The following is a 17,212-nucleotide window of genomic DNA, read 5'->3' as shown; positions in this document are numbered from 1 at the left end:
GCTATTTCCTGACAACCCATATAACATTAGAAGTGTATTTTGTTTGATCTATTCTTTGCAAAGTCACTTCTTTTTTTATAGCAAGCGCTTCAATCATTTTACCCGAAAGAAAATGAAGCTGATTTGTAGTTTTATTGAAGGAGAATATTTTTGTAGACAACAGTTCTGTGAATTTTGTCCCCCTGTGTTTTTCTTTCAGGTCGGCATCTCCGTCCCGGATGATCAGCATACCGCCAGGCAACAGGCTATCGATTGCCCGCTCAATTACCTGCTCCTGTGCCACAGGCTGTAGGTAGTGTAGCACATCGCTAATGATAATACCATTAAATGTCCCCAATGGATAGGCCGATATATCCCCTTGTACAAACTGAAGTGCTGCTGTCCTGCTAAAACAATGCTGTGCCGTAGCTATTTTATCTTCATCATAATCCACTCCGGTAAAGGCTCTCTTGCCCTGGCTGGCCCAATGCAGGGTGTAGCACATAAACCCATAGCCACATCCCAGATCTAAAAACCGGCCTTCAGAAGGCAATAGTTCGTGAAAGGGCTGGTAATAATTTTCCAGCTTCAGCTTTATTTTCAGGTACCATTCCAGCACCGGTCCTTTATAGATATAATTAAAAAACAGATGCTCTTTAAAGTAAGCCGGCTGCTCCAGTTCTTTTGTTAACGCCTCATGCTGCTCTTTAAAATACCTGGAAATATTTTTAGTCCTTTCCTGGTAAGTGTTGCCCCAGCGTTCGTCATCCGCTTTGATCCTGGGCAAATATTTTGCGGTTATGGGCCCATTCTTCAGCAAAAAGTCTCCCTTGGTCATGGTATAGCCTAACCCATGAAATAATACCGGTACAATATCCAGCTTCAATTGTTCTGCTAAGTAAAATGCGCCCTTATGAAAACGCTTCATAGGTGGTTGAGATGTCCGCGTGCCTTCAGGAAACACCGATATAGAATACCCTTGTTGTACTTGTGTATTCAGTAGTTCCACACTGTTTTCTACGCCGTTAGCAACGGGATAAAAGTCTGCCATTTTAATAGCCCATCCAAAAACCGGGGAGTTCCAAACCCAACGATTAGTTAATAAGATCAAACGCGGGTTTAACATGGCCATTTGTAGTATGTCCAGGAAGGACTGGTGATTGGCAATTACCACAGCTGGCTGATCGAAGTTCTCTGCCTGGGGGTTGATCTGCCGCTTTTTGAAATTCCCCATAATGTATAATACAGACATGCAGAATTTGGATAGCAGGTAATGGTAAATGAACTTGCCTCTTTTATGCCCGGTAATTTTAAGCTTTATCAGAAACAAACCTAAAATGGTTAACAATACACTTACAAAACCAAAATAGAAGAAAGAGAATACAGAACGGCTCCAGCTCCAGAGTGTCCAGGGATGAAAGCCTTTATCAATCCTTTTCTTAATCACCAAGGAAAAGAAAAACGGGATTAAGATCTGCGACATGATCACCACGCAAAGAATGCCGGTAACCGATATAAATGCAATAGACCTTAGTGCCGGATGTTTAGCAAAGATCAATACTCCCAGGCCGGCTACAGTAGTAATAGCAGACAGCAGTATAGAAGATTTATAGGAAGCCAGGTTTTTCTTTCCTGTTTTATATTCATTCAGCAATCCGTCCATTACAAACAAGCTATAGTCATCTCCCAAACCAAAGATCAAAGCTGAAATAATGATATTCACGATATTGAACTGGATATTACAAACCGACATGATACCCAATATCCAGATCCAGCTAATTGCCATCGGGATAAAAGACATCAACATCAGTTCTATTCGTCCATAAGTCAATAGCAACATTGCGGCTACTATAATAGAGATGATCCACGCGATGCGATTGAAATCATCATTAACCATTTGTGTAAGCCGCGAGGTAAGGTACTGCCTGTCCAGCACTGTAGCATCCGAACGTTTCTCCAGTTCAGTCAATACCTGTGGCTTATACTGTTCAGGCACTTTAATTAAAGTTACAACCGAAGCCTTATCGCCTTGCTCCGTGATGTAATCATCCAGGAAGCTGTTGCGTAACGGTTGTAGCTTTTGAGCAGTAACCGGCTCATAAGAACGGTTCAGTAAGGTTTTGAAATTATCAAGGCCATCTATTGTAAATCCCGAAGCAGGAGCCAGTGTTGCAGCAAGGGAAAGCACCTGTTGCTTTTTCTCTTTTGTCCAGTACGCATTCCACCTGTTGATCCTGGACCGCTGAAGACTATCGGACATAAAAAGATCGGTTACACCAGAACTGGTATTGATCCATCCTTTTGCTTTCAGGCCGGCCACCTGCTTTTGTAATGATTCATTTTTTTCTAAAGCATCATCAAGATTTTTGCCCTCACTTACAATGTATACAGACTTTAATGCCGCGCCGCTGATGCTATTCATTTTGGCCTCTGCCTGTTTTAGCCTGGGCGACATATAATTCAGCTGCATCATATCGGGCTCAAAGCCTACTCTTTTTGCAAAAGGATAGAGTACTATCGTGATAACAATAATACCTGCTACCAGCCATTTATTAGTCTCCATCCTGATAGAAGAAATGGTATCAAGCCAGGATGCCTTTACGACAGTTTTTTTGTCGGAACGAATAAAATGAGGTAAAAATACCAGCGAACATACTGCCGCGCCAATAAGACTAAAGCCTGCAAACAGCCCCAGGTCTTTCAACATATCTGATGCCGCGTATTGCAAACTGAGAAAGCCCAATATGGTGGTAATACTACCAATCGTAAGCGGAAAGGAAAGGTCCCTGATCACTTCTTTAATATCGGGATGATGGCGGCTATGATTGAATACGTGTAAAGAATAATTAACCGCAATACCCAGCACAATAGATCCGGTGCCCAGCGCAATTACCGAAATACTTCCTTTAATAAAATAGATCGCGGCTAACGAAAAAGCGGCACCATAGATGACGGGCAATAATATCAATAACGGCGCCCGTTTTTTTCTAAAGTATATGCCCAGGAATATTACTAAAAAAAGTACGGTAACGCCCTGTGTTAGTAAAGTATCACTTCGCAGCTGAGCTGCATTGTTTTGCGATACTACGGCTCCTCCAAAATACTGGGTTTGGATATTTGCAAAACCCGCTTTGTTCAAACTGTCAACAGTCCGATCGATGATCTGGAAGAACTGCTGATTCTTACCCGTATTGCCCGCTGCAAAAGAAGGGGCCACGAAAAGAAGCAGTGTCTTTTTATCTTTTGTTACAAAATGATTGTTATGTAATGTGAAATTATCTTCATACTGCAATTGCTGCAGCTTTTTTAATGCCAGGAATGAAATACCCGAAGGATCATTCAACACAATATTTTTAATAGGACTGGAAGCAGGAATACCCAGAATAGAGCTGCTGCGGCTCATGGATTTGCTTAACTCGGCCGGCTGCAACAGCGTATCTATTTTTTTATAATCATCTTCTGTTAAGAATACCGGTAAATGTTGCTGTATACTTTCAAAAAGAGAATAGGTAAATGCTTCATCAATTTTGTATCGTATATTTTTTATAAAAGGTTCCGCCTTTTGCCTGAGCGCTTCAGCAAATATATCTGCATACTTTACTAATTGATCGGGTTTTGCCGCGCTGCTGTCTTTCAGCGATACCATCACAACGAGCTTGTCAGCAAACTTCGAATTACCAAATACCTCGGTGAGTTTTTCTGTTTTCTCATCCTTAGGAATGATCGCATATACATCTTCCTCGAACTTTACCCGCAATGCAAAAAATATAAACAACGCCAATGTACCAACGAATACGGTATACAGGGCGGCTTTGTTCCGGTAGAAGAAGTGATATATGGCTAAAAAGATATTTTGCATGCTCAAAACAGCGGCAAAAATATTGAATGTAATTGGTTTAAGTGCAAGGTTAACTTATAGATTGCAGCTACCCAAGAAACCACCCCAATTATGAGCTTTTAGCGCTCCGGTACACCTTTAATAAAATAAAAGTAAGCAGCCAAAAAACCACCGCAACAATTAGGGCAAGCAACAGGCTGCCATATATGTATTGCTCCAGGTTTTGCCCTATTTTAGAAAGAGTAAGCTGCTTGTTCAATGAAATATCCACCGCCCGGCTGCCCATAAAAGGCTTACCCATTTTATAACTAAAAAAAACAATGACCGGGATCATAGGCGCAAAACTGATATGTGCTGCCAGCACGAATAGGGCTTTATTCAATTTAAACAGGTGAGCCAAAAAAACACCTACCAACAACTGAAAGCCCCAGATCGGAATAATACCCATGAAGCCCCCAAACGCCATAGCATTTGCTTTTTTAATGTCTGTTTCACCAGGCTTCAGCAGCATTTGCCTTAATTCCTGTTTCCAGTTCTTGTTTTTATAAAACTTCCTGAAAAAATTCCGTGGCCAGATATAAAAAAAGCAGATGGTAACCAGTACCGTGTTTACAATACTGATACGGGTAAAGTCTTTAAACGGTCTGAAATGGCTGATTCGCTCTTCTTTGGGCGGATAATAAACAGTTATGGGTACCGAGCATACCTTTACTCCAGCCCATGCCAGCCTTACTATTACTTCAATTTCAAACTCGTATTTACGGGTAAAAAACTTCATTTTACTGATGGGGCCTAAGGGATACAGCCGGTAACCGGTTTGCGTGTCAGGCAATTCAATACCCGTTTCTACCTTATACCAAAAATTGCTGAACTTATTGCCAAAGCTACTTTTTCCAGGTACGTTATCTGCCGTATCCATGTTGCGGGCACCCATAATCAGGGCGGGCCCTTCAGTTTTAAGTTGCTCAATAAAACGCGGCAGGTCTTTAGCAAAATGTTGTCCATCCGAATCTATAGTGATCGCATATTCGTAACCTAAGGCAATAGCTTTTTCAAACCCCGTTCGTAATGCCATTCCTTTACCCCGGTTGGGCAGGTAAGACTCAACAGTTATTTCGGGAAAACTATCTAAAATATCAACCGTATTATCAGTAGACCCATCGTTTACTACAATAATGTTCCCGGTATACCGCAAAGTGTCAGAAATAACAGTGGCAATAGTAGCCGCATTGTTATAGGTTGGAATGATTACGCATACCCGTAAGTCTGAAAAAGACCGAAATGTTTGATCTGATATTATGGTTGGTTCGTTGTCCACAAAGCATCAAAAATAATGTAACTGGCAGATATGGACTTTACGCATTAAAAACTTCTTCGAAAACTTATGCCCGCATACGGCGCAAAATCTGTGTTTGAATTGAATTGTTGGGTTCTTTTGCCAAGTAACCTGGTCATGGGTCTCACATCCACACTCATATTAAAATTACGCCCGGATTTATAATCTATTCCAAGTATCGGGTAAAAGGCGGGAAAAAGCCGGCCTACCGCGGTACCGTAGCGTATTTGCCTGCGGGTAGCATAAATTGCAGCAGCGCCCCCGCCAATAAAGGGTCTCAGGCCGGTTTCGCCGATGGGGAAATGGAGTTGGTAATTTGCAGAAAAGCTAATATGATGTGTGGATTGAGGATAATCGCTGCGGGCGCCCCAACCCAGGTTAGCTTCAATTGCGCTTTTAGCGCTAAAAAATCTTTTGTAGGAAACTGCAGCAAAATCAATATCGGAAGCCGCTTGGTGCTTCCCTACGAAACCTAAACGTCCGCCGATGGCCTTCCCGTAAGACCTGGTGCCGGTTTGAGACCATCCGTTGATTGAAACACATAAATACATAAGCAATATCGCCCGGGATGATAGCTTTTTCATTCTAGGTTGTTTAGTATCTTGTAATAATAGATTTTAGGGTAGCGTCAGCATTACTGGTTTGCGACACTTCTATTTTTTTCATAAACGGCAATGTGAAGGAAATTACCGGAGCCTGGATGCATATAAGGAGATCGTTTCCGTGTTTATCCCCGGCAGACCAGGATTTTTAGGGTTTTGTTTTTCGATGCTATACACCAGATTTTTATTAGTAAGCGAAAGAACTTTATATATTTCCCGGTTGGTAGCATCTTCCATAAACAGTTCATTGGTAGCGCCATTGAAAGAATAACGACCCGGTATGATTTCCAGGGTATCACTTTTTCCGCGAATTTCAAAACTTACATAGTAGTACTTAAAAGTGCCATTATCCAAAAAATAAAAGGTTTCTTCTTCCGAACCGTCGTTCCCGTCTATTTCTTCTTTAACCAACTTGTTATTCTCGTACGCCTGGTAAATAGAAGAGTCAACCTTCCAAGCGCCCAAAATATTTGCCTTATCTGTTTTTATACTTTCGGTTTTATTGCATCCAACTGTTATTGCTGCTGTAAGCGCTCCCAGTAATATCTTTTTCATTGGTATTTTTAAGTTTTAGTAGTTAAAAGCATTCAAATCACCAAACAATAATAAACTGATTTTTAACATCTTACGAGGTATAGTGACAAAAAACAATGCTTTTGTGACAGATAGCAATTGCTTGTTTTGCTCTGCAACTTTTGAGTGACGGGCATACACTATATTGCAGGAAATTCGAAAGGATTACTTAACCGATTGACAATAATCGCTCCTGGTTTGTTTCAAAAAATAATCGCCATATTAAAGCAACCGCATCCGGGTTACCCTAATTTTTCAGGGTATTTTAAAACCGTGGCGGCCATCAGTATTGTGGTATTTTTAATACTAAGCTTTTTGCAACCCTTCAATATAGGTCACCAAAATATAGAAGGCAACACTTTTCTTACTGCCTTGATCTATGCGTCGGGCGCCACAATTGTTATGAGTATAAATAGTTTGTGGCTTTTATTATTGCCTTCCTGGTTTAAAAACTGGACATTAGGCAAAGATCTCCTGGTACTGTTCTACCAGTTAATGAGTATTGGTGTAGGATTATGGCTGATAAACAGCTATGCTGAAGCATCAGCCAGGCAAGGCTACACGCGGGCCATCTTTTTAGCATTCGCCATAGGTATTTTACCCTATGCTATTGTTACTGTTTTTAAGCATAGCCGTTACCTTCGGGAGAGCTTAAAGCAGGCGGAGTTAATGAACCTGCAGCTGAAAGCAGTGCAGGCAGAGCCTCCCCCGTTGTTTGCCAAGCCTGAGGATAACCTTTTATTCCTGATTTTGACCAAGCCCGGAATCCGGATTCCCGTACCTGCTTTTTTATATGCCGAATCTAAAGGAAATAACCTGCATGTTTTTTGGCTGGATAAGGAGGAGCTGAAAACGGAAATATTCCGTTGTACCATTCATGAATTCACCGAACACAACACCATCTACAGTTCTTTTTTCAGGTGCCACCGTTCTTATGTCGTCAATATTGATAAGGTGCAGCAAATTCAAGGTAATGCGGCGGGCTACCAATTAATCTTACATCCCCAACTAATGCCCGTTACAGTAGCCCGTTCTTATGTACAGGCATTTAAAAAGCATCTGGAGCAATGATCACATGTCCGTTCAACGCATTGAGGCTATGACTTAAAGCTATTTAAAAACTATATCTCACGGCCAAACCCAATGTACCTATCTGTATAGGTAAAAATGCTGAAGGAGCAGAAATATAAACAGTAGGTCTCCAGTCTGCTGTTACATTTATAGGCGATGTTTTAAACTTATAATCAATGCCTGCAGTACCAAATATGCCGGTTCCAAACCCATTATATCCGTTGTTTTTCGAGGATATATTGAAGAAATTAAGACCGCCACCTGCAAACCAGTGTAAGTTTTCATTTGTAGCAGTTTCAATTAATTCATGGTATTGGTAAGAGCCCGATACACTGTAACCGGGAGAATAGCTGGTGGTTCCTCCTGTATTGGGCACTATGTAGTTCTTTCCACCATAACCCAGGTTCAATTCTAATGCGCTGTGATCTGAAACAAATGTTTTGTAAGACAATGCCACCACATCAAATGTGGTATGAGACGTAAACCTTAGGCCAATTGCCTGTTTATAACCGCTTTGCGCATTAACTAAAATTTGGCAGTACAACAAAGCAACCACCAAAACGATTTTTTTCATCTTGATCATTATAAAGTCTTTTAAAGTGGAAAATATCTAAAGACTTCATTTCAAATGATAGTATTTAGAGGGCATTATGTTAATAATGGTTCGACAAAAATAATACCGAAGTAAACATAAAATGTATTGTTTCACTTTATTCAGTGTAAAAAGGGTATATTCTATAAATTTGCAGACTTCTATATGAGGGTACAAATGAAACTAATAATCGGTTGTCTTATTGCTTTTGCAATAATGTCTTTTGCAGCGCATGCTCAAACGGGATCTGGCAAGCAGGCTTTTTATACTGCAATGGCATCCAGTAGCGCCGCGGTTTGGAATAAGCAGCTGGAGGAGATCAATACATTAACGGGTAACGACAAGAACGCTTTCCAGGGAGCGTTGCTGATGCGAAAATCAGGCTCCCAGAAAACACCCGGGCAAAAACTTTCCATGTTTAAGCAGGGACATAAACTACTGGAAGCAGCGATTAGCCGGGAAGCAAAGAATCCCGAGTTTAGATTTTTACGCTTGATGATACAGGAAAATGCCCCCAAAATAGTGGGATATAATAATAATATCGCTGACGACGCCCGGCTTGTAAAAGCTTCTTATAAATCTTTTCCCGAGACCGTACAGAAAGCCGTTTTATCATATAGTAAAACATCTAAAGCACTTAAGGGGCTGCAATAGTAATATTTATGGGAAAGAAAATTTTAGCCGTATATTTTTCACAATCAGGACAAACAAGGGCCATTGTAGAGAGCTTTTTGCGACCCGTTGTTACAGACGGCAGTGAGGTAGAATACCTGCAAATAAAAACGGTTCATCAGTTTCCCTTTCCCTGGTCGGTACCTGTTTTTTTTGATACAGTACCTGAATCAGTAAATATTATTCCAACAACGCTGGAGCCCTGGCAAACAAAATTGGAGCGATATGACCTGGTAATATTGGGCTGGCAGCCCTGGAATCTTTCACCCAGCATTCCTTTCAGCTCTATTTTGCAGGATGAAAAATTCAAAGCGCTGATTAAGGGCACACCGGTAATTACGATCAGCGGGTGCCGGAACATGTGGATCAATGCGCAGGAAAAGAACAAAAAACTGTTGCAGGCAGCGGGAGCAAGGCTGGTAGGCAATATTGCATTGGTAGACAGGCATCTGAATCATTTAAGCTATTTTACTATATTTCATTGGTTGGGAACCGGAAGAAAGGATAGAAAATGGGGCATATTTCCCAAACCCGGTGTATCAGAAAAAGATATTAGCGGGGCTTCCAAATTTGGAAACGTGGTGAACAATTATTTACGTTTAAATAACTGGGAAGGGCTTCAACAGGATTTAAGCCAGATAGGAGCGACACCCGTGAAATATTCGCTGATGTTTATTGAAAGAAAAGCAGGTAAAATATTTCAGAAATGGGTGGATCTGATTAATAAGTTTCCTCAAAAAAGGAAAAATATACTTGTAGTATATAAATATTATCTTGCCGTTGCGCTTTTGGTAGCATCTCCCATTATTTTAGCTGTAGATTTTGTACTTTTCCGGCCCTTTTCGCAGAAGAAGATCAGGAGACAAATGCAGTATTACAAGGGCGTAGAGTATAGAGAACGTATCTGATAAGTAGGTTGAAAGTTGATTTCCTGATACAGGTAAACGAATTAGACCAGAACGATAAAACGAGCCTGCCCGAATGGTACAGGCGGGCCTGGCAAAGCGATAACTTATTTTCGTCAGCCGGGCTCTAAAAAAGGACCAAAAATTATGTCATTGAACGAAGTTTATATTAACCGTACCTCACATTATTTTCCTAATAATCCGGTGAGTAACGATGAGATGGAGGAATACCTTGGCTATATTAATGGCAAGCCATCTAAGTCGCGCAGAATTGTTTTAAGAAACAATGGTATTACCAACCGCTATTATGCACTGGAAAAAGGTGGGAAAGCCACACATACCAATGCGCAATTAACAGCGGAGGCAATAAAAGAACTATTTAAAAGTGACCCGGAAGGAATCAGGAATGTGGATGTGCTTTCCTGCGGCACTTCTTCGCCGGATCAGATCATGCCCTCGCATGGTGTGATGACGCATGGCTGGCTGCCTGAGTTAGGCAAGTTAGAGGTTGTATCTCCGAGTGGTGTTTGCTGCGCCGGTATGCACGCGTTTAAATATGCATATATGGCGGTAAAAACCGGGGATGCCGATACTGCTGTGGCTACCGGATCCGAAAGATTCTCTGCCTCACTGGTAGCCAACCAGTTTGAAGATGAAGTGCATAAATTAGAAGAGCTGGAGCAGAACCCTTATATAAGCTTTGATAAAGAATTTTTGCGTTGGATGCTATCCGATGGTGCGTCTGCCTTTTTGCTGAGTAATAAACCTAATACGGAAGGCTTGAGTCTGAAAGTAGAATGGGTAGAAGGCATTTCTTATGCCGATGACATGGAAAGCTGCATGTACTGTGGTGCAGAAAAGCTTGAAGATGGCACATTGAAAAGCTACCTGGAATTTAGTCATGAAGAGCTGAACGAAAAATCTATCATGAGCATCAAGCAGGATGTTAAGCTGTTAAGCCCCAATATTGTTCCGTTAGGAGGCAAACCACTGCCTGAGCTTTTTGAAAGAAGAGGTTTAAATCCTGATGATATTACCTGGTACTGCCCGCACATGAGCAGCAATTTCTTTAAAGATAAAATTTATGAAGAGCATATTAAATTAGGCCATACCATTCCTTATGAAAAATGGTTTGTGAACCTGAGCTATGTTGGTAATGTAGGAGCTGCTTCGGTATACTTTATGGTGGACGAATTATTAAACAGCGGCAAACTGAAAAAGGGCGACAAAGTATTTTTGCTGGTTCCTGAAAGTTCCAGGTTCAGCTATATGTACGCATTATTGACAGCTGTATAAGATCATTAAAATAAATCATATCGAAAGGCGGAGGAAGTAATTCTTTCGCCTTTTTTATTTGCTCATTGTATTAAAGAAAAATCCTCCCTACCGGCTGGCAGGGAGGATTTTTGAATCAATAACAATTATATTAATATCCAAACAGCTCTTCCAGGTTCAGTACTTTTAATGCACCATATTTGGAGAGATCTTCCTGCTTGATATTTTTTTCGTTCCCGATAATAGTATAGCTATACTTTTTGCCCGAAAGCTCCTGGTTGTGTAAAGACTGGATGTCTTTAAAACTCATAGCCTTCACCTGGTCATATTTTGCTTTACGCGGATCACCGGTTAAACCTTTTTTCTGATTCGCAATATAGCTGTAAATAATGCCCATTTTTTCAACGCGGTCTGTTTCCAGGTCTTTCAATAAGCTGCCCTTTGCCTGTTCAAACGCATTAGCCCTGTCGGGTAATACATTGATCAGCTCGTTCATCGCAGTTACTGCTTCGGGTAATTTATCTGCCTGGCTGCCTACATATCCGATGAAAGAGAAGGCATCTGTTTTCTTGGCAGGCGTACCTACAAATGCGTAAGTAGAGTAGGCCAGTGCTTTTGATTCCCGGATAGTTTGGAAAACCAGGGAGCCCATACCGCCGCCAAAGTAATTATTAAACACATCTACCACGGCTTCTTTTTTAAAGTCATATGGCGCCAGGTTCCTGGCCCAGCTCATTTCTGCCTGAACCATATCATAGTGGCTAAAGAATACTTTATTTTCGTCTTGCACGGCCCTTGTAAACTTCTCTGCTGCCGGTATTGCCGCCCAGCTTGCAGGTGTTTTATGCACTTTTTTAACAGCCGCATTCAAAGCCGCAGGGCTCAGCGGACCATAATAAAGCACCTGGTGCTTAAATGAAGGCATACTGTGAATGATAGTTACCAACTCCTCGGCAGTTATTGCATTCAATTCTGCATCGCTTAAATTATAGTTGAATGGATTTTTTGAGCCGTAGGTAGCCTGGTTAACCAGTCCCTGCATAATAGCGCCTTTATTGGCTTTCGCATTAGCACGTGCTTTCAGCATCCGGTTCTTCAATCCTTCGAGCGCAGCAGCGTCGGGTTTGCAATTGCGCAACAGGTGCTCTAACAGTTCCAGCGCCTGCGAAAAATTCTCGTTCAAACCGTTTAATGAAATACTACTCTCTTCGTTACCTGCACTGGCGGAAAAGCTGGCAGCTAACTGATAAAATGCTTTACTGATCTCTTCTGAAGTATATTTATCAGTTCCCAGGTATTGCAGGTATTCAAGGGCAAAAGGCAGCTTTTTATTATTCCATTTACCCATTTCATACCTGAAATTCAAATTGAACAAGCCATTTTGTTTGTTGGCTACCTGCATCACTTCAGCATTATCTATCTTGCCTTTCTGAATGGCTGTATTGTAATCCAGCCAAACAGGTTTAATTGCCGCCAATGGCATCGCATTGATGTTTTTTACAAAAGGCGACTCCTTGCCTGCATTAGTTTCAACGGGAGTGATGGCTGGCTTATCAACCTTTGTAATGCTTTTATCTTCACCTTTTCTTTTATAAACAACTGTGTAGTTGTTGTCTTTAAAGAACTGGTTGGCGAATGCCAGTACTTCTGCCTTCGTTACATTGCCCATGGCATCCAGGAAAGCAACATCATCCTGCCAGGTTGCCGCCTTTGTTTTAATGAAATTGTCTACCATGGTATTTACACGCACCGTATTATTATCCTGGGAGCTCAGCTTGGATAATTTATAATTAGCCGCAATAGCTTTAATGAGTTTGTCATCGAAGTTACCCTTCTTTAACTCCTCAACCTGGCCCAATAAAAGCGCTTTTACATCATCAAGGGTTTGCCCTTGCTTGGGAGAAGCTTTTAACTCGAAGATGCCATAATCTTTGTATTGAGAAAGGGTAGACCCGGCAGAAAGCACTTTTTGTTGTTTATTCAGGTTCAAATCTAATAAACCCGCTTTACCGTTAGCGAAAATGCCATCTATTACGTTCAGCATCAGCTTGTCTTTCGATGTTTCGGCTCCGCTTCTGAATGCGATTGTTATATTTTCTGCACTCGGACCGTATACTTCCGATATAACCGGGCTGGTGATGGGTTGCTCAGGAGCCGGATTATATTCTGCTACGGCTTTAGGCTTCATGTAGCTGAAAGCGGCGTCAATCTTTTTCACCAGTACATCCGGATCGAAATCACCAGCCATGATCACAGCCATATTATTGGGTACATAGTACTTGTGATAATAGTCCCTGATTGCTGTAAGGGAGGGGTTCTTTAAGTGCTCAATGGTACCGATTGTTGTTTGCTGACCATAATTATGGGTTGGGAACAGGTTACGATAGGTAGTTTCGAGTACTTTCCATCCATCGTTATCCATAGAACGGTTCTTTTCCTCATACACGGCTTCCAGCTCGGTATGGAAAATACGTAAAATAGGGTTGCGGAATCTTTCTGCCTGCACTGCCAGAAATTTGTCCACGGCATTAGCAGGAATATCTTCCTCGTACACCGTTTCTTCCACCCAGGTATGGGCGTTGGTGGACTGTGCTCCCATCGCCGTCATCATTTTATCGTATTCGTTGGCAATAGAATATTGAGAGGCACGCCCCGATACAGCATCAATCTGTTTATAGATCTCCTTTCTTTTTTCAGGGTCTGTGGTTTTACCATACACTTCATAAAGTGCATCGATAGAATCAAGCTTGGGTTTCTCTTTGGCCCAGTCAAGACTACCATACTTGTCAGTTCCTTTAAAAAGCAGGTGCTCCAGGTAGTGTGCCAGCCCTGTATGATCTTTAGGATCGGTATTACTACCGGCCCTTACCGCCAGGCGGTAAGCAATGCGGGGCTCTTTCTTGTTAGGACTTAACATAACGGTAAGCCCGTTCGACAGCGTATAAATGCGCACGCCCATGGGGTCGTTGGATACATATTTATAGGCGTACCCGTTCGCAGATTGGGTTTCTTTCCACTGGTAGTTGTTTTGGAGCTTTGCTGTCTGGCATAATACGCCACCCAGTAAAAGCGTTAAAAATAGTTTCTTCATTAAAATGAATATTGATTAGGGTAAAATGTGATGCTAAATTTAATGATTATAGTTTTCTGTAAGCGAATTAATGGGATGAAAAGACAAAACAATAGATGGATGGCATTTAAACAGGTTTTTTTACTTTCGTGGCAGCATGAACGCAGTACTTATAGAAAATCTTTCTTTTAAATACAAAGACCAGTCATCGTTGATAGAGGCATTGAGCCTGCAAATTGACCCGGGTGAGCGGTTTGGTATTTTCGGTCCCAACGGCGCCGGGAAAACTACATTAATGAGCCTGATTACGGGCTTACTTCCCTACAAAGAAGGAAATATTAGAATTTTCGGGAAGGAAATTGGTTCAGAAAAAGAGGAAGTAAAAAAAATGATCGGGCTCGTACCACAGGATTTTTCCTTTTATGATGATCTGAGTCCGGAGGAAAATATGGAATTTTTTGGGGCCTGGTACGGTTTGGATAAAGCTACTACCCGCCAAAAAACCAAAGAATTGCTGCAGGTAATGGGCTTAACCTCGGTGGCCAATAAACCGGTTAAAACCTTTTCTGGAGGGATGAAGCGGAGGGTTAACCTCGCTATCGGTGTCATGCACAATCCCAGAATATTGTTTTTAGACGAGCCGACGGTAGGAGTAGACGTACAATCGAGAAATGCTATTATTGATTTTTTGAAAGAAATCAATAAAGCGGGGACCACCCTAGTGTACACTTCACACCAGTTAAACGAGGCCGAAGACCTGTGTAATTCGGTTGCGCTTTTCGACCAGGGGGCTATTATTGTAAAAGACAGTTTAACCAACCTGCTGCAACAACACCGGCAGGAGGGGCTTGAAGGATTATTCCTGGAGCTGACGGGGCGCTCCTACCGGGATTAACTTTTTAAATAAATTTTAATAAACGGGGTTTTGGCAAAAAATTTGATGTAACTATATTTGAATTTTAATCACTGAAAAATAACATTTTATGAATAAACTACTTACAGGTTTTGCCCTTGGACTGATAGTGGGCGTTTTATATGCTCCGGATAAAGGAACTTACACGCGCAGAAGAATTAGTGATAAAGGCAATGACCTGAAAAACCAATTTGCAGATTTTATTGATAGTGTTGCGGGTAAGTTTGAGCATACTGCAGATGAAATCGAAGACTACGCAAACATTAAAGCCGAGAATATTCGCTCCGAAGCTATTTAAGCAAGAACTTAACTATTAAACCTTATAAAAGTTAATGATAGCCGCCCACCCAGGGCGGTTATTTTTTTAATATAACCTATACATTTTACCTGGCATACCCTGAATTACATTTTTCATTTCGAGGTTTAAGATGCTTACGGCAACCATACTGCTATTTAAGCCACTTTGCAGGTTAATATCATCAATACTGGCTACTCCCTTTTCATTGATCAGGCCAATGATTACTTTTTCTTCGGGCGTGAGACTGATAAATAATTCCTTTGCAGCCGGCGGCTCCGGCTTCCTGGTACTGGTCCACCCCATCGTTTCCAATAATTGTGAGGCATCAGTTAATAATATCGCTTTGTTATTTTTAATAAGATGATTGGACCCGCTGCTTTTCTTATCTGTTACCTTACCAGGTATTGCAAATACATCTTTATTATAACCATTAGCCAGCTCGGCAGTAATCATACTGCCACCCTTGATATCTGTTTCTATCACTATAGTTGCATCGGCCATACCCGCTACAATACGGTTACGACTGGGGAAATTATGCCGGTCTGGCAATGCTGTATGCCTGAACTCGGTAAGTAATCCTCCTTGTTTTATCATCTCCTTCGCCATTTCCTTATGGCTGTTGGGATAGATTTTATTTAACCCATGTGCCAGCACACCTACTGTTGCCATTTCATTTTTTAAACAAGCTTTATGAGCAATGGAATCTATACCATAGGCCAGGCCACTCACCACCAGCACATTTTCGCCCGAGAGGGATGCTACCAGCGTTTCAGTAATAGCTTTTCCATAATCGGTATGCGTACGGCTACCTACTATTGAAATAATTTTCGATTGATTCAGGTTGGCATTGCCCCGGTAATACAGCAATATGGGCGCATCGTAGCAGTTCAACAATCTTTTAGGATAGACTTCATCCTGTATAAAAAGCGGCTGTATTTTATATTTTTCAATAAAAGCCAGTTCATTTTCTGCTTCGGTGAAATTATTAAAGCCCCTGATACTCCTGATCCTTATTTCTCCCAGGCCGTCTATTTTTTCAAGTAGTCGCTTAGGCGCTTTGAATATATCTTCAGGTTCAAAATGCTCGAGGAGGGCGCGGCTTTGTATACAACCAATATTGGGAATAAGCGTGAGTGCTATCTGGTATAATAGTGAGTTGTTCATAGTGATTTAGCATATTAAACTTACGTAAAATATTTCATATATCAATGACCAACCAGGTTTCTACCGGTGTTATTAACCGTAAAATACTTTGATAAATAACCAAACAGCGGGAGCTGCAAATAATACAGAGTCAAACCTGTCGAGAAAACCGCCATGCCCCGGCATAATGCGGCCACTGTCTTTCACACCGGCCATCCGCTTCAATTTTGATTCAAACAGGTCTCCAAATGTTCCCGAAATGGCAGTGATAGCACTAATGACTCCTCCGATAATCGCAAACGGCCATATTATTGTATGAAAGAAGATGAGAGAAAATAGCAGCCATGTTAACGCAGCGCTCAGTATGATGCCGCTAATGGTTCCCTCCCAGGTTTTTTTAGGAGATATTTTGCTGAGCGGTGTTTTACCTATTACAGAACCTGCCAGGTAGGCCATGGTATCGTTGATCCATACGCTGCCTATAACAAATAGAACCAGGTGTTTTGCCCCTATTACATAAGAGGTGTCATGCAAATGAATATCGTATGTGCCTGGAATTGAAAAGCTTTGTAGCATTCCTAATGGTACCGCCATATATAATAAACCACCCAATAACCATAAGATCATTTTCTTTGAAATGATCTTTGTTTTAAAAATACCCAAAACCAGCAAAATAAAGCCGGCAATTAAAAAAGGAAGGCTGAAGTTTTCCCTGATGCTGTAATCGCCCAGCCGAATGGAACCAGCGCCGAGCAGCAGAACCAGGTGATATCCGATCAGGGCGATACCCAATTTCATATAGGGATCAATAGGATGCCCCGTTATTTTTTCAACCAGACGGCCATACTCCCAGGAACAGCCAAAATAGATCGATGTAATCAAAAGAAACAGGCTCCATTGATTATACAATAGTCCAAACATCATTACCGCAACAAATATCAGTGC

At 41.5% G+C, this 17,212-nt stretch carries 14 protein-coding genes; 6 read left to right on the top strand and 8 right to left on the bottom strand.

The features are described 5' to 3' along the window. Position 1 precedes the first annotated feature (1 nt). The 4 genes from ACLOAU_RS07440 to ACLOAU_RS07425 form a co-directional block, all read right to left on the bottom strand. Positions 2-3,838, bottom strand: coding sequence for a 1-acyl-sn-glycerol-3-phosphate acyltransferase (locus ACLOAU_RS07440; RefSeq protein ID WP_427862681.1), 3,837 nt, complete (start codon positions 3,836-3,838; stop codon positions 2-4). 88 nt (positions 3,839-3,926) lie between these two features. Beyond that, on the bottom strand, positions 3,927-5,135 hold the full coding sequence (locus ACLOAU_RS07435; RefSeq protein ID WP_427861228.1) for a DUF2062 domain-containing protein: 1,209 nt from the start codon (positions 5,133-5,135) through the stop codon (positions 3,927-3,929). A 44-nt stretch (positions 5,136-5,179) separates the two neighbouring features. Further along, positions 5,180-5,737 carry a hypothetical protein gene (locus tag ACLOAU_RS07430; protein WP_427861227.1) on the bottom strand — a complete coding sequence of 186 codons (558 nt, stop codon included), beginning with the start codon at positions 5,735-5,737 and terminating at the stop codon, positions 5,180-5,182. Between the two features lie 102 nt (positions 5,738-5,839). Continuing rightward, positions 5,840-6,310, bottom strand: a complete 471-nt coding sequence (locus ACLOAU_RS07425; protein WP_427861226.1) for a lipocalin family protein — start codon at positions 6,308-6,310, stop codon at positions 5,840-5,842. A 216-nt stretch (positions 6,311-6,526) separates the two neighbouring features. On the opposite strand from ACLOAU_RS07425, the gene ACLOAU_RS07420 reads away from it, so the two are divergent. Continuing rightward, positions 6,527-7,399, top strand: coding sequence for a LytTR family DNA-binding domain-containing protein (locus tag ACLOAU_RS07420; RefSeq protein ID WP_427861225.1), 873 nt, complete (start codon positions 6,527-6,529; stop codon positions 7,397-7,399). 43 nt (positions 7,400-7,442) lie between these two features. Here the strand turns inward: ACLOAU_RS07420 and ACLOAU_RS07415 are convergent, their stop codons facing one another. Then, complete coding sequence (locus ACLOAU_RS07415; protein WP_427861224.1) at positions 7,443-7,973, bottom strand: hypothetical protein; 531 nt, start codon at positions 7,971-7,973, stop codon at positions 7,443-7,445. Positions 7,974-8,168: 195 nt separating this feature from the next. On the opposite strand from ACLOAU_RS07415, the gene ACLOAU_RS07410 reads away from it, so the two are divergent. The 3 genes from ACLOAU_RS07410 (at position 8,169) to darB (ending at position 10,864) form a co-directional block, all read left to right on the top strand. Then, the gene (locus ACLOAU_RS07410) at positions 8,169-8,645 is read left to right on the top strand and encodes a hypothetical protein (protein ID WP_427861223.1); all 477 of its coding nucleotides are present in this window, start codon (positions 8,169-8,171) and stop codon (positions 8,643-8,645) included. 8 nt (positions 8,646-8,653) lie between these two features. Further along, positions 8,654-9,571 (top strand): hypothetical protein, encoded by a 918-nt coding sequence (locus ACLOAU_RS07405; protein WP_427861222.1) that lies wholly within the window; start codon positions 8,654-8,656, stop codon positions 9,569-9,571. A gap of 144 nt (positions 9,572-9,715) precedes the next feature. Further along, positions 9,716-10,864 (top strand): dialkylresorcinol biosynthesis protein DarB, encoded by a 1,149-nt coding sequence (gene darB / locus ACLOAU_RS07400; protein WP_427861221.1) that lies wholly within the window; start codon positions 9,716-9,718, stop codon positions 10,862-10,864. Between the two features lie 130 nt (positions 10,865-10,994). Here the strand turns inward: darB and ACLOAU_RS07395 are convergent, their stop codons facing one another. Then, on the bottom strand, positions 10,995-13,934 hold the full coding sequence (locus ACLOAU_RS07395) for a M16 family metallopeptidase (RefSeq protein ID WP_427861220.1): 2,940 nt from the start codon (positions 13,932-13,934) through the stop codon (positions 10,995-10,997). A 136-nt stretch (positions 13,935-14,070) separates the two neighbouring features. On the opposite strand from ACLOAU_RS07395, the gene ACLOAU_RS07390 reads away from it, so the two are divergent. Continuing rightward, positions 14,071-14,808, top strand: coding sequence for an ABC transporter ATP-binding protein (locus ACLOAU_RS07390; protein ID WP_427861219.1), 738 nt, complete (start codon positions 14,071-14,073; stop codon positions 14,806-14,808). Positions 14,809-14,896: 88 nt separating this feature from the next. Beyond that, positions 14,897-15,124 (top strand): YtxH domain-containing protein, encoded by a 228-nt coding sequence (locus ACLOAU_RS07385; protein WP_427861218.1) that lies wholly within the window; start codon positions 14,897-14,899, stop codon positions 15,122-15,124. A 66-nt stretch (positions 15,125-15,190) separates the two neighbouring features. Here the strand turns inward: ACLOAU_RS07385 and dprA are convergent, their stop codons facing one another. Continuing rightward, positions 15,191-16,288, bottom strand: coding sequence for a DNA-processing protein DprA (gene dprA / locus ACLOAU_RS07380; RefSeq protein ID WP_427861217.1), 1,098 nt, complete (start codon positions 16,286-16,288; stop codon positions 15,191-15,193). A gap of 72 nt (positions 16,289-16,360) precedes the next feature. Beyond that, the gene (locus ACLOAU_RS07375) at positions 16,361-17,191 is read right to left on the bottom strand and encodes a phosphatidate cytidylyltransferase (protein ID WP_427861216.1); all 831 of its coding nucleotides are present in this window, start codon (positions 17,189-17,191) and stop codon (positions 16,361-16,363) included. Positions 17,192-17,212 lie beyond the last annotated feature (21 nt).

Origin of the sequence: Paraniabella aurantiaca (assembly GCF_050309965.1) — a bacterium.
Classification (GTDB): domain Bacteria; phylum Bacteroidota; class Bacteroidia; order Chitinophagales; family Chitinophagaceae; genus Niabella.
This window is presented reverse-complemented; position numbering and strand designations above follow the sequence as displayed.